The 12,517-nt window shown below is 73.5% G+C and carries 10 protein-coding genes and 2 pseudogenes; 7 read left to right on the top strand and 5 right to left on the bottom strand.

Annotated features, from left to right (window positions below; all coding sequences use genetic code 11):
* The first annotated feature begins 105 nt into the window (after positions 1–105).
* On the top strand, positions 106–1,650 hold the full coding sequence (locus AAG742_RS11825; RefSeq protein WP_248115841.1) for an alanine/glycine:cation symporter family protein: 1,545 nt from the start codon (positions 106–108) through the stop codon (positions 1,648–1,650).
* Positions 1,651–1,718: 68 nt separating this feature from the next.
* On the opposite strand, the gene AAG742_RS11820 is transcribed toward AAG742_RS11825, so the two are convergent.
* Positions 1,719–2,423, bottom strand: coding sequence for a Pr6Pr family membrane protein (locus AAG742_RS11820; protein ID WP_298714493.1), 705 nt, complete (start codon positions 2,421–2,423; stop codon positions 1,719–1,721).
* 60 nt (positions 2,424–2,483) lie between these two features.
* Here AAG742_RS11820 and AAG742_RS11815 point away from each other — a divergent pair, with 60 nt between their 5' ends.
* Entirely contained in the window at positions 2,484–3,317 is an 834-nt protein-coding gene (locus AAG742_RS11815; protein ID WP_298714490.1) for an alpha/beta hydrolase, read from the top strand.
* A 68-nt stretch (positions 3,318–3,385) separates the two neighbouring features.
* Positions 3,386–5,014, top strand: coding sequence for an amidohydrolase (locus tag AAG742_RS11810; RefSeq protein WP_298714488.1), 1,629 nt, complete (start codon positions 3,386–3,388; stop codon positions 5,012–5,014).
* Positions 5,015–5,043: 29 nt separating this feature from the next.
* On the opposite strand, the pseudogene AAG742_RS11805 reads toward AAG742_RS11810, so the two are convergent.
* Positions 5,044–5,463 (bottom strand): annotated as a pseudogene (locus tag AAG742_RS11805) (CGNR zinc finger domain-containing protein); the annotation flags it as partial.
* A gap of 468 nt (positions 5,464–5,931) precedes the next feature.
* On the opposite strand from AAG742_RS11805, the gene AAG742_RS11800 reads away from it, so the two are divergent.
* Together AAG742_RS11800 and AAG742_RS11795 are read left to right on the top strand one after the other, a co-directional pair.
* On the top strand, positions 5,932–6,453 hold the full coding sequence (locus tag AAG742_RS11800) for a GyrI-like domain-containing protein (protein WP_298714485.1): 522 nt from the start codon (positions 5,932–5,934) through the stop codon (positions 6,451–6,453).
* Between the two features lie 334 nt (positions 6,454–6,787).
* Complete coding sequence (locus AAG742_RS11795; protein ID WP_298714483.1) at positions 6,788–7,708, top strand: SDR family oxidoreductase; 921 nt, start codon at positions 6,788–6,790, stop codon at positions 7,706–7,708.
* 108 nt (positions 7,709–7,816) lie between these two features.
* Here AAG742_RS11795 and AAG742_RS11790 read toward each other — a convergent pair whose 3' ends face one another.
* On the bottom strand, positions 7,817–8,185 hold the full coding sequence (locus AAG742_RS11790; RefSeq protein ID WP_248115835.1) for a VOC family protein: 369 nt from the start codon (positions 8,183–8,185) through the stop codon (positions 7,817–7,819).
* 324 nt (positions 8,186–8,509) lie between these two features.
* On the bottom strand, positions 8,510–9,856 hold the full coding sequence (gene trpB / locus AAG742_RS11785; protein WP_298987728.1) for a tryptophan synthase subunit beta: 1,347 nt from the start codon (positions 9,854–9,856) through the stop codon (positions 8,510–8,512).
* A gap of 274 nt (positions 9,857–10,130) precedes the next feature.
* Here trpB and AAG742_RS11780 point away from each other — a divergent pair, with 274 nt between their 5' ends.
* The gene (locus tag AAG742_RS11780) at positions 10,131–10,688 is read left to right on the top strand and encodes a hypothetical protein (protein ID WP_248115830.1); all 558 of its coding nucleotides are present in this window, start codon (positions 10,131–10,133) and stop codon (positions 10,686–10,688) included.
* Between the two features lies 1 nt (position 10,689).
* Here the strand turns inward: AAG742_RS11780 and AAG742_RS11775 are convergent.
* A pseudogene (locus AAG742_RS11775) lies at positions 10,690–11,172 on the bottom strand (hypothetical protein); the annotation flags it as partial.
* 98 nt (positions 11,173–11,270) lie between these two features.
* On the opposite strand from AAG742_RS11775, the gene AAG742_RS11770 reads away from it, so the two are divergent.
* Complete coding sequence (locus AAG742_RS11770) at positions 11,271–12,362, top strand: endonuclease/exonuclease/phosphatase family protein (RefSeq protein WP_298714474.1); 1,092 nt, start codon at positions 11,271–11,273, stop codon at positions 12,360–12,362.
* Positions 12,363–12,517 lie beyond the last annotated feature (155 nt).

The following is a 12,517-nucleotide window of genomic DNA, read 5'->3' as shown; positions in this document are numbered from 1 at the left end:
AGGCCCTCCGGGGGCCGCGGCCGCCCTCTCCTGACGGCTCGGGCCAGGTCACCGGCTCGGGTGTGGGTATAGTCACACGGACTCGTCGTCGACCTGGGGGATCCCATGGAGAACTTCATCACGTCCGCCAACGAGCTCATGTGGAGCCTCACCATGGTCGTCGGGCTCCTCGCCCTGGGCCTGTACTTCACGATCCGCATGGCGGTGCCGCAGGTGCGGCTGGTCAAGGACATGGTGGGCCAGCTGGTCCACGGCGGATCCTCGTCGGCGGGTGTGAGCTCCTTCCAGGCGTTCGCCATGGCGCTCGGCGGACGCATCGGCGTGGGCAACATCGCCGGCGTCGCGGCGGCCATCCACCTCGGCGGCCCGGGCGCCCTCTTCTGGATGTGGGTGACGGCGATCGTCGGCGCCCCGGTGGCGCTCGCGGAGAGCTCCCTGGCGCAGCTCTACAAGCACAAGATCCGCGGCGAGTACCGCGGCGGCCCGGCCTACTACATCCTCGAGGGGCTGGGCCGGCAGTGGCGCTGGCTGGCCTTCGCGTATGCGGCGGCCACCGTGTTCGCCACCGTCGTCACCGGCCCGCAGATCCAGGCCAACGCCGTCACGGCCGCCACCACGGCGGCGTGGGGCTGGGACCCGCTGTGGGTCGGCGTGGCCATGGCGGCCCTCTTCTGCGCCATCGTGTTCGGCGGCATGCACCGGCTGGGCCGCACGGTCGGCCTCGTCGTCCCCTTCATGGCGGCGGCGTACATCCTCGTGGGCCTGTTCGTGGTGGCCATGATGTGGCAGCAGATCCCCGCGATGTTCGCCATGATCGTCGAGAGCGCCTTCGGCGCCCACTCGATCTACGGCGGCATCCTCGGTGCGGCCGTCTCGTGGGGCGTGCGCCGCGCCGTGTACTCCACGGAGATCGGCACCGGCTCCGGCGCCCAGGCCTCCGCGGCCGCGCACGTGTCCCACCCGGTGAAGCAGGGCCTGGCCCAGGCGTTCTCCGCCTACGTGGACACCCTGTTCGTCTGCACCGTCACCGGCCTGGTCATCCTGGCCACCAACAGCTTCGACGTCCTGGGCCCGGACGGGGAGTCGACATTGACGCAGAACCTGCCCGGCGTCGACGCGGGACCGGCGTGGGTGCAGGCCGGCGTGGACACGGTCCTCCCGGCGTTCGGGCCGGCCTTCGTGGCGGTCGCCGTCTTCCTCTTCTCCTTCACCACGCTGCTCTCCTTCTCGTTCTACGCGGAGACCAACCTCGCCTACCTGATCCCGGACAAGGGCGTGCAGAAGGCGTGCATCGCCGTCGCGCGCGTGCTGCTGGCCGCCTCGATGGTGTTTGGCTCCGTGCAGACCTCCGCGTTCGTGTGGTCCCTCGCGGACTTCGGTGTCGGTCTGTACACGTGGGTGAACATCCTCGCGCTCGTGCTGCTCAGCCCCATGGCGATCCGCCTCATGAAGGACTACGACCGCCAGCGCCGCGCCGGCCAGGACCCGATCCTGGACCCGGACACGATCGGCGCCCGCAACGCCCACCTGTGGCGCCAGGTGCACGCCGAGTACCAGCGCACCGGCGACGTGCAGGCGGCCATGGACCACGTGGCGGACACCGCCCCGGACACCCGCTCCATCGCGATCGTCCCGCCGAGGGGGCGCTGACCGGCCGACGACGGCGGCCGACGCCGTCGGCGCCGCTCAGCCTCGGGACCGCTCAGGGTCCCCGTCGCTCACCGACGGCGGTCCGCCCCCACCCCGGCGCCGGCGCGCGCCAGGGCCGCGTCGGCGCCGCGCAGCAGCGCGGCCACGGCCACGAAGAACCCGAGGATCGCCACCACGTAGACCAGCACCCCGCCGTAGCCGAGCCGGGGGACGTCGAGGATCGTGTAGGGATACCAGTCCAGCCACGGTCCGCGGACCAGGGTGAACGCCAGCCACGCGAGCGGAACGACCGTGGAGAGCCCCACCACGCGCCACGTCACCTGCCGCCGCGGGCCGACGACGGCCCACAGGAGCGGCGTCAGGATCGGGGTGACGATGTGCTGCACCGTGTCGTTGAACCCCTCGAGCGGGGTGGCCGAGGGGCCGTCGCGCAGCAGCAGGTTGAACACCACGCCCGTGATCACGATGCACGCCACGCCCGTCAGCCGCAGCACCCGGACGAGGGTGGAGGGCCGGTGCAGGCGCAGCGCCAGCAGCAGAGACGTGATCCCGACGAGGAAGTTGGAGAGGAACGTGAAGTACGTCGGCTGGTTCAGCAGGTTCTCCCACCCGTGCGCGAACACGTGCGAGTAGCCCGCCCCCGCGTCCAGGTCCGAGTCCTTGTGCCAGCCGATCCAGAACGAGAGCAGGTTCCCGCCGAGAGACAGCACGGCGGCGACGGCGAAGGCGAGCCGGGCCGTCGCCGTGACGGCGGTGGGGGTGGGGTCGATCATGCGCCCATCCTGGGGCCGCGGACGCACCGGACGCCAGCGACGGCCTCGTACGCTCACCCCATGACCGATCGCACCGTGCCCACCCGCACTCCCGAGCATCCGCACGTCGTCCGCCGCGGCACGGGCACCCCGTTGGTGCTCGTCCACGGCAACGGCGTGGACCACCGCCTCCTGCTGCCCCTCGACGACGCCCTGGCCGAGGCCGGCGCGTTCGAGCGGATCTACGTGGACCTGCCCGGCTTCGGCCGCACCGCCGCCCTCGACGGCGACGGCGGCCTCCCGGAGCTGGCCGACTGGCTCCTCGCCTGGCTGCGCGAGGAGGTCGGGGAGCGCCCGTTCGCCCTCCTGGGCAACTCCCTCGGCGGGCTCCTCGCCCGCCACGCGGCGGCCGTGTTCGCGGCGCAGGTGGTGGGGCTGGCGCTGCTGGCGCCCGTCGTCGATCCGGACGAGGACGAGCGTGACCGCGAGGAGCTCGTGGTGCGCGAGCGCGACGCCGCGTTCCTGGACGGCCTCGATCCCGACGACGCGGCGCCGTTCCTCGAGATGTCCCCGCGCCTGACCCCGGACACGTGGGAGCGGTTCCGTGCGAACGCGCTGCCCGGCATCCGCCTCGTGGACGAGGACGCCGTGGAGCGCCTCTCCGCACGATACGTCCTCCCCGAGGTGCCGGAGGAGAGCGCCGAGACCTTCGAGGCGCCCGCGCTGATCCTCACGGGCCGGGAGGACCACCTGGTGGGATTCCGCGACCAGTTCGGGCTGCTGGCGCACTATCCGCGCGCCACGTACACGGCCCTCGACGCGGCCGGGCACAACCTGCACCTGGACCAGCCGGAGGCCGTGCACGCCCTCGTCCGGGCATGGGCGGCGCTGGTGGCCCGGAACGTCGCGTCCTGATCCGCCCGCCGCCCGCCGCCCGATCCGCCCACCGCCCGATCCGCCGACCGCCCAGGAGACCCGGACCCATGCAGCTCGACCTCATCGTGGACAACGCCCGCATCCGCACCGGCGACCCCGCCCGACCGCACGCCCGGCGCCTGGGCGTGTGGCGCGGGCTCGTCGTCGGGGTGGACGAGGAGCTCGACGGGCTCACCGCCCGGGAGCGGCTCGACGCGCGGGGGCGGACGGTCGTGGCCGGCTTCAACGACGCCCACGCGCACAGCGTGTGGTTCGGGCAGAGCATGCTCGACGTGGACCTCGAGCATGCGACGAGCACCGAGGAGGTCTACCGGCTCGTGCGGGCCCGCGCCGACGAGCTGATCCCCGGCGCGTGGGTCACGTGCACGGGCTACGACCCGGGCCACCTCACCGGGCCCGAGCCGGACCGCGACGGCCTCGATGCGGCCGCGAACGGGCGCCCCGTGCTGATCCGCCACAACACCGGGCACGCGTTCACGGTGTCCGGTGCGGTGCTGTACATGGCCGGGATCTCCGAGCAGGTCATGCAGCAGCCCGAGGGCGGGCACATCCACGTGGACGAGCATGACCGCCCCACCGGTCTCCTCGAGGAGACCGCGATGTCGCTCGTGCAGCGGCTGCTGCACCCGGAGTCGCACGAGCACATCGGCGAGTGCCTTCAGCGGGCGTCCGCGGAGTACGCGGCCGAGGGGATCACCTCCGTGACGGACGCCGGGATCGCGGGTGGCTGGATCGGCCACAGCACCCTCGAGTTCGGCGCCTACCAGCGGGCGCGTGCGCAGGGCCTGCTCAAGACGCGCTTCCAGACGATGGTCACCCTGGACGCCCTGCACCCCGTGGAGGGCCACACCGACGACGGCGCCCAGGTGACGCTCGACGCCGGCGTGCGCACCGGCGTCGGCGACGAGTGGCTGCAGATCGGCCCCACGAAGGTGTTCACCGACGGCGCCATGCTGGGCGCGACCGCCGCGATGACGCAGGACTACTGCCACGGACCCCACGGCAGCGGCTACCTCCAGGGCGACCCGGGCGAGATGCGGCGGGCCTCCCTGGCCGCGGCGGGGGCGGGCTGGAGCCTGGCCATGCACGCGATCGGGGACGCGGCACTCGACTTCTCCCTCGACGTGATCGAGGAGGCCCGGGAGCGCTTCGGCCGGCCGGCCATGCCCCACCGCGTGGAGCACGGCGGAGTGGTGCGCGACGACCAGATCGAGCGGATGGCGGCGCTGGGCGTGGTGATGGCCACGCAGCCGAACTTCATCAGCGCGTTCGGCGACTCGGTGGAGGAGCGGATCGGCGCCGCGCGGGTGCCGCTGTCCTACCCGGCCGGGCGGCTGCTGCGCGCGGGCCTGGTGCTGCCGGGCAGCTCGGACCGTCCCGTGGCCGGGGGCCGGCCGTTGAACGTGGTCCAGGACTTCGTGCTGCGGCGCACCGAGACCGGGCGCGTGTACGGCCGGGAGGACAGGATCACGGTGGAGCAGGCCCTGCACGCCTACACGGTGGGCTCGGCCGAGGCCACCGGCTGGGGCGGCCGCAAGGGCCGGCTCGTGGCCGGTCAGCTTGCGGACTTCGCGGTGCTCTCCGAGGATCCGCGGGAGGTGCCGAGCGAGGAGATCGCGGACCTCGAGGTGGTGGCCACGGCCGTGGGCGGGGAGTTCGTGCATGGCGGGCTGTAGAGGGCCTCGATCGCCAGCCGGTCCCGGCGGCGGCGCACCGCCTGGTGATTGCCGCAGCTGGGCGTGCAGTGCCGCCGGCTGCCGTTGCGCGTGAGGTCCACGAACAGCTCGTGGCAGCGCGGTGACGCGCACTCGCCGAGCCGGTCCGCGCCCGCCTCGAGGACGAACAGGGCCAGCCCGCCCGCCGTGCACGCCTGCACGGCAGCCAGGGGCGCATCGCCCTCGACCGTGAATCGCCACCGCGGGTCGGGGCCGGATGCGAGGCGTAGTCGCACCCCCGCGCGCTCGAGCAGGGCGTCGACGGCGGCGCCGCGGTCCGGCGCGGCGGTTGCGCTCGTGGTGCCGAAGACCGGACGCAGGGCCCGGGCCCAGCCGGCGAGCTGCACGGTCTGCGGGAACGTCAGGGCGTCGTCGGGGTCGAGGGCGCCCGGGAGGAGACCGTGCCGCATCAACGCCTCGGCGTACGCGGCGCCGCCGCTGCCGTGGCGCTCGATCGTCGCGAGTTCGGCCGCGAGGAAGGCACCGGTGCGCGCGACGGGCGAGAGACGCATGCGATCCATGGAACCCTGCGCGAGGCGCGGAGGCGACGTTGTCCACAGGATCGTGCGGAGCCGTGAGCCGTGAGCCGTGAGCCCTGAGCTGTGATCCGTGGGCAGCCAACCGTGAGCCGGGGGCGGGGTGGCCGGTGACGGCAAGCTGTGGGCGGCGCGGGGAGGTGTCGGTCCGTAAATGCCATGGGCTAAGCCAGTTGACCCATGGCATTTCTGGATCGCGTACCCTCCCTCCCTCCCTCCCTCCCTCCCTCCCTCCCTCCCTCGGCTCGGCTCGGCTCGGCTCGGCCCGGCATGGCTCTGCTCCGCCCGGCCCAGCATGGCTCGACACGTGCCGGATCGTCCGTCCCGGGGCAGACTGAGCCCATGAGCACCCTCTCCGACGTCCAGGCCATCGACTTCCCCGGCTTCCCCACCGCCGTGGTGCGCGGCGTGGACCAGCCCACCGCCGACATGCACACGTTCATGGACTCCGCCTTCACCGCCCTCGGCGGGGCCATCGCGCGGGGCGAGGTCACGCCTGTGGGACCAGCCTTCTCCAGGTACGACGGCGACGTCCGCCATGGGCTCGGGGACACCGTGGACCTCGAGGTCGGCTTCCCCCTGGCCGCGCCGCTGGCCGGTCCCGTGGAGATGGATGGGGTGCGCGTGGAGCCGTCGTCGCTACCGGCCTGCCGCCTGGCCACCGCCAAGCACACCGGCCCGTACGAGGGCCTGCCGCAGGCGTGGCCCGCGTTCATCACGCAGGTGCAGGAGCTCGGCGGCGAGCCCGGTGACGTCTTCTGGGAGGCCTATGACACGGAGCCGGGCCCTGGCGTCGACCCCGCCACTCTCGTGACCGGGCTGGCGGTGCCGGTCCACGGCACGCCGGCGCTGCGGGACCGCTGACGGCGGGGAGCGCCGTGCGGCGGACCCGGGGGAGGGGCTTCTTCACGCTCGCGATGGTGGCCGGCCTCCTCCACGCCGCCCCCAGCCTGTACTGGGCCCTCGGCGGCACGTGGCTGCTGGAGACCGTGGGGCAGTTCGCCGTGGACCTGCGGGCCGAGGGGGCGGCGAGCACCACCGTCCTGCTCCTGGCGATCACGGCCCTGACGGCGGCGGGCGTCGCGGCCTCGCAGGGTGCTCCCAGGATCGCAGGCGTGGCCCAGCCCCCGCGCCCGTCCGTAGGGTCGGGAGGACGAGGCGTGCGGACTGCGCGTCCCCCGAGACGAAGGAGCAGATCGTGGCGAACGACGACGCGAACACCATCACCACCGACCAGCTGACCCTGCAGGATCCGGTCAAGCGCTACCCGGCCATCACCCCGCCCGAGCAGTCCCTGCCCGGCACCGGCCTGGACGCCGAGATGACGCCCAAGGCCGACCTCGGCGAGGAGTCCTACCGCGGCACCGGCCGCCTGACGGGCCGCAAGGCGCTCATCACGGGCGGCGACTCCGGGATCGGCGCGGCCACCGCGATCGCCTTCGCGCGTGAGGGCGCCGACGTCGTCATCTCCTACCTCCCCGAGGAGGAGAAGGACGCGCAGCACGTCAAGGAGGTCATCGAGGCCGCCGGGCGCAAGGCCGTGACGATCCCGGGCGATCTGCGCGACAAGCAGTTCGCGAAGGACCTCGTGGCGAAGGCCGTGGAGGAGCTCGACGGCCTCGACATCCTGGTCAACAACGGCGGCAAGCAGGTGGCCCAGGAGTCGATCGAGGACATCACCGACGAGCAGCTCGAGGCCACCTTCGACGTCAACATCCTGGCGCAGTTCCGCCTGGTCAAGGCCGCCCTGCCGCACCTGAAGCCGGGCGCCACGATCATCAACACGACCTCCGTGGTCTCCTACATGCCGCCGGAGAAGCTCGTGGACTACGCGGCCACGAAGGCCGCGATCAACACCTTCACCAAGGGCCTCGCCCAGCAGCTCGCCCCGAAGGGCATCCGCGTGAACGCCGTGGCGCCCGGCCCCATCTGGACGCCGCTGCAGCCCTCGGGCGGCCAGCAGCCCGAGGACCTGCCGGAGTTCGGCCAGTCCACGCCGCTGGGCCGCGCCGGCCAGCCGACCGAGCTCGCCCCGGCCTACGTGTTCCTGGCCTCGCCCGAGTCCTCCTACGTGGTGGGCGCGACCATCGCGGTCACCGGCGGCATGCCCACGCCGTGATCGGCTGAACCACCCCCACGGATCGAGTCGTCACGTTCTGTTGGTATCCGCGCGGGATACCAACAGAACGTGACGACTCGTTCACGTTCGGGCCGTCGGTACGGACGGTCAGTCGCCGATGTCGAGGATGCAGAACTCGTTGCCCTCCGGGTCGGCCATGACGGCCCATCCGAGGTCGGCGCGACGGTCGTCGACCATAGCGGCGCCCATGCCCCGGGCGCGCTCGACCTCGGCGTCGCGGGTGGAGCCGCCCTCGACGGCGAGGTCCATGTGGGCGCGGTTCTTGACCGTCTTGGCGTCCGGGACGCGGTAGAAGAGGACCGTGTACCCGTGCGGCGTGACGAGGTAGCACTCGTCCGATCCCGGTTCGTAGGCATCGGGCTCGGTGATCTCCCAGCCCATCAGCTCGCGCCAGAACTCGGCGATCGCATAGGGGTCCAGGGCGTCCCAGGTGGTGTGCGAGAGGCGGAGGCTCATGGGGCCATCGGACCACAGGACACCCGTGCGGCGACAGGCCCCGCGGCGTGCCGGATGACCCCGGGTGACCTGGCCTGCGGGAGCTGCCCCAGCGTCCGGCGCATGGGCTCCGACGTCTCCTCCCCTTCGTCCTCCCGCGCGGCGGCGTCTTCGACCGCGTCGTCCTGGTGCACGGCTTCGACTCGGACGTCCACGCGCACCGGTTCGACTGGCTTGCGGGCCAGGTGCCGGGGCTCGAGAGGATCTCCCTGCCGGACGCCGGCGCCCCCACGGCGCTCGCCGCCGTCTCCGAGCTTCCTGGGCGCGGCGGGCACGACGGTCGGCTCAGCGCACCGTCTCGTCCGCCTCGCCCGTGATGCCCAGCTTCTCGGCGACGTAGTCGACGTCCTTGTCCCCGCGGCCGGAGAGGTTCACCAGGATGCGCTGGTCGGTGCCCATCTCCGCGGCCATGCGGATCGCCCGCGCCACCGCGTGGGAGGACTCGAGCGCCGGGATGATGCCCTCGAGCCTCGCGAGCCGCTGGAACGCGTCCAGCACCGCGGCGTCGTCCTCCGCCACGTACTCCACGCGGCCGAGCTGCGCGAAGCGGGCGTGCTGCGGGCCCACGCCCGGGTAGTCCAGCCCCGAGGCGATCGAGTGCACGGGGTCCGGCACGCCGGCCTCGTCCTGGAGCACCTTCGTGGCCATGCCGTGGATGATGCCGTCCACGCCCCTGCCCATCGTCATCGCGTGCTCGCCCTTGGCCCCGGAGCGGCCTCCGGGCTCCACGCCCACCAGCCGCACGTCGGCGTCGTCGAGGAACGCGGTGAACGCGCCCATCGCGTTGGACCCGCCGCCCACGCACGCGACGACGGCGTCCGGCAGCGCACCGAAGCGCGCCTGGAACTGCGCGCGGGCCTCACGCCCGACGACGGCCTGGAAGTCACGGATCATCGTGGGGAAGGGGTGCGGGCCCACCACGGAGCCGATCGCGAAGAGGTACCTGTCCGGGTTCTGCGCGTAGACGTCGAACGCGGAGTCCACGGCCTCCTTGAGGGAGCGGCCCTCCTTCTCCACGGAGACGACCTTGGCGCCGAGCAGGCGCATGCGCACCACGTTCGGGTGCTGCTTGGCCACGTCGATCGCGCCCATGTGGATCTCGCAGTCCAGGCCGACGAGCGCGGCCGCCGTCGCCAGGGCCACGCCGTGCTGGCCCGCGCCGGTCTCTGCGATGACGCTGTGCTTGCCCATGCGCTTGGCCAGCAGGACCTCGCCGAGGGTGTGGTTGATCTTGTGCGCGCCGGTGTGGTTCAGATCCTCGCGCTTGAGGACGATCCGCGCTCCGCCGAGCTCGTCGGAGAGGCGCTCGAGCGGGGTCAGCGGGGAGGGGCGCCCGACGACGTCGCGCAGCAGGCGGGCGTACTCGGCGTAGAACGCGGGGTCATGGCGTGCCTCCGCGTAGGCCTCGGCGACCTCGCGCATGGGGCCGGCCAGCGGGGGCGGCAGGATCGCGCCGCCGTAGGTGCCGAACATGCCGTCCTCGGAGGGCGCGAGGTCCGGGGTGTGCACGAGGTCCGTGGCCTCGGCGAGGGTGCGGGGCTCGGCGGCGTCCGGCACACCGGCGGTGGTGTCGGCGCCGGCGATGTCCGCGGCGGTTCTCAGGGCGTTGTCCTCGGGATTGCGGTGCGTCATGGGGTCCTCCTGGTGGGTGGTGCCCGCCGGAGCCGCTCATGCGAAGAGCCGCCCGGCAGGCGGGCGGCTCGTGTGTCAGGTGCGCGTGACAGGGGCCGCCCTCAGGCGGTCCACCACTGCGCGCGCGTCTGCATGACAGTGAGGGTACGCCCCCGGGAAGGCGCAGGGTCATGCCCCCCGTCCATGACGCCGACACATGACCACCATGCGAAACAACGTCTCACATCGTGGATGGGGATCGCCCGCTCGGTGAACGGCGATTCACTCTGTCTCCATGACGACCACCGCACCCGAGACGACCCAGACCGCCGACGCCCTCGCCGTGCTCGCCGCCGTGCCGGGCATGCGGTACGCCGAGTTCCTCACCGCCGCCCCCGCCGTGCCGGGCATCGTCGCCGTCGTGGCGGACGACGAGGCCCGCGCTGCCCTGGGCGTCGCCACCGACGTCCTCGCCGTGGACGCCGCCGACGAGAGCCTGCAGTGCCGACGGGCGCGCGTCGCCTTCCAGTCCGGCCGCACCGCCGCCTCACCCGTCCGCCAGGCGCTCGCGGCCCTGCTCGCGGACACCCTCGACCTGGACGTGGAGCCCACCAGCCCGGGCGCCGCCGGGGAGGGCTTCGCGCTCACCCCCGAGTCCGAGGACGAGCTCACCGCGTGGATGCGCGCCCACCTGAGCCTGCGCGCCTGGGTGACGCAGGATGCCGCATCGCTGGGGGAGGTGGCGCGGGAGGTGGCCGCCGCGCTCAAGCCTGCACTGGACCCGGCCGACGCCCGCGTGGGCGAGCGCCTCGCGGCGATGACCGCCGCCGCCCGCCGCTCGGCGACGATCTGAGCAGGCCCCGCTGGGCCGGCGGCGTCTCCGTGCTGTTGTCCTGCGAGATCGCCCCGCACAGGGCCGCGCGGCCGCCGCGGTTCATGGCGCCGATCGCGGCCTCGAGATGCTCCCCGCCCACGTTGTCGAAGTAGACGTCGATGCCGTCGGGGGCGGCGTCGGTGTCCACGACGGTGGCGTCCTGGCCGGCCAGCACGCTGTGCTCGCGCCAGCCGAGCTAGTGGAGGACGGGGGCGCCCACGGGCAGGTCCGCGTTCCGGGAATCGATCACCGTGCCGACGGCGCCGCCCTCGAGCGGGGCGTCGATCTGGAACGGGGGCACGTAGGACTTCACGTCGTTCATGCGGCCGCGCATGTACGGGTCCACGGACATCACGGCGTTGGCCACGAGCACCTGACCCTCCTCGAGCGGGGGGAGGTCCACGGTCTCGAGGCGGAAGTCCTCGGGCGTGGGGGCGCCGTGCGGGCGTGCGGCCAGCACCACCTGGCGTGTCCGCGCGGGGCGGTCGGCGGGGCGCGGCCTACCCTGGGCCCATGGACACCACCGCCGCGAAGCTGACCGGGCTCGGCTTGATCTGACCCATGACGCTCCTGGGCCGGATCGCCGTCGCCACCCTCTGGGCCGTCCTCCTCGCGGCCAGCGTCGTCGTCCTCGCCCCGGGCAGCGCGCCGGGGCAGTGGCTGGGCACGCGGATCCCCGTGGCACAGGCGCTCGCGTTCCCGGGGGTGTTCGGCGCGTCCGCCGTCGTCCTGGGCTTGGCGGCGCTCCTCCTCTCCGCGGCCCGGGCGCGGCGCGTGAGCCCGCGGGTCAGCGCCGTCGTCGCCGGACCGGCCGTGACGCTGATGCTGCTGGGCGTCCTGCTGACCGCGTTCCCGGTGGGGCCGCCCTGGTCCGTGGGCCCGGCCGGCGCCGTCGGGAACACGGGTCCGATGCTGCGGGTCACCGTGTTCAACAGCCTCGACACCCTGACCGCGGCGGACGTCGACCGACTCGTGACCCACCTCGACCCGGACGTCCTCGTGCTGCCGGAGGCCTCACCGGCCCGCGTCCGCCGGGCCGTGGCAGGGACGGGCTTCGCCGGGGGTGTCCACTCGGCGACCGAGGCCGGATTCAGTGCCGGCCGGCCCGCAGGGGTCGCGCCGACGACGATCGCCGTCCACGCACGCCTCGGGGCGGTCGCCCCGGGGGGCCCGGTCCCGACGACGTTCGGCGCGGTCCGCCTCGACCCTGCCAGCCCGGCGTCTGAGGACCCCGGCCCCCACGGCGTCCTCCCCGCGATCCTCGGGGTGCACACCGCCCCGCCCGTGCCCCGGTTGATGGATGCGTGGCGCGCCGACCTGGAGAGGCTGGCCGTCGCAGACGCCGATGCCGTGGCGGACGGCGGGCCACTGATCCTCGCCGGCGACCTCAACGCCACTCTCCGGCACGGGCCGCTGGCGGCCCGGACGCGACTGGTGGACACGGCGGCGCAGTGCCCCGGGAGCCCGGAGGGGACGTGGCCGGCCGAGCGGCCCGCCTGGCTCCGCACCCCGATCGACCACGTGCTCGTCACCCCCGACGTCGAGGTGGTCGACTGCGCGACGCTGCGGGTCGGTGCGTCCGACCACCTCGCCTACGCGGCGACGCTCCGCCTGGTGGGCGACCCTGTGGGCCGGGGTGGGGGAGTCGGTTGAGAAATGCCATGGGCTAGATCGGATAGCCCATGGCAATTCTCGAGGGAGCACCCTCCCCCCGGGGAACGGCCCGGGTCGTCTCACCCCGGCCTCGCGTCGACCCTCGGGTGCACAGGCGAGGCGCCTGCGCCCCCCGCCTCACCGCCGACGCGCCC

The organism is Micrococcus sp. 2A (genome assembly GCF_039519235.1).
Taxonomy (GTDB): domain Bacteria; phylum Actinomycetota; class Actinomycetes; order Actinomycetales; family Micrococcaceae; genus Micrococcus.
This window is presented reverse-complemented; position numbering and strand designations above follow the sequence as displayed.

Coding starts and splice junctions, on each gene's coding strand:
- AAG742_RS11825 (WP_248115841.1), top strand. CDS start 106: ATGGAGAACTTCATCACGTCCGCCAACGAGCTCATGTGGAGCCTCACC.
- AAG742_RS11820 (WP_298714493.1), bottom strand. CDS start 2,423: ATGATCGACCCCACCCCCACCGCCGTCACGGCGACGGCCCGGCTCGCC.
- AAG742_RS11815 (WP_298714490.1), top strand. CDS start 2,484: ATGACCGATCGCACCGTGCCCACCCGCACTCCCGAGCATCCGCACGTC.
- AAG742_RS11810 (WP_298714488.1), top strand. CDS start 3,386: ATGCAGCTCGACCTCATCGTGGACAACGCCCGCATCCGCACCGGCGAC.
- AAG742_RS11800 (WP_298714485.1), top strand. CDS start 5,932: ATGAGCACCCTCTCCGACGTCCAGGCCATCGACTTCCCCGGCTTCCCC.
- AAG742_RS11790 (WP_248115835.1), bottom strand. CDS start 8,185: ATGAGCCTCCGCCTCTCGCACACCACCTGGGACGCCCTGGACCCCTAT.
- trpB (WP_298987728.1), bottom strand. CDS start 9,856: ATGACGCACCGCAATCCCGAGGACAACGCCCTGAGAACCGCCGCGGAC.
- AAG742_RS11780 (WP_248115830.1), top strand. CDS start 10,131: ATGACGACCACCGCACCCGAGACGACCCAGACCGCCGACGCCCTCGCC.
- AAG742_RS11770 (WP_298714474.1), top strand. CDS start 11,271: ATGACGCTCCTGGGCCGGATCGCCGTCGCCACCCTCTGGGCCGTCCTC.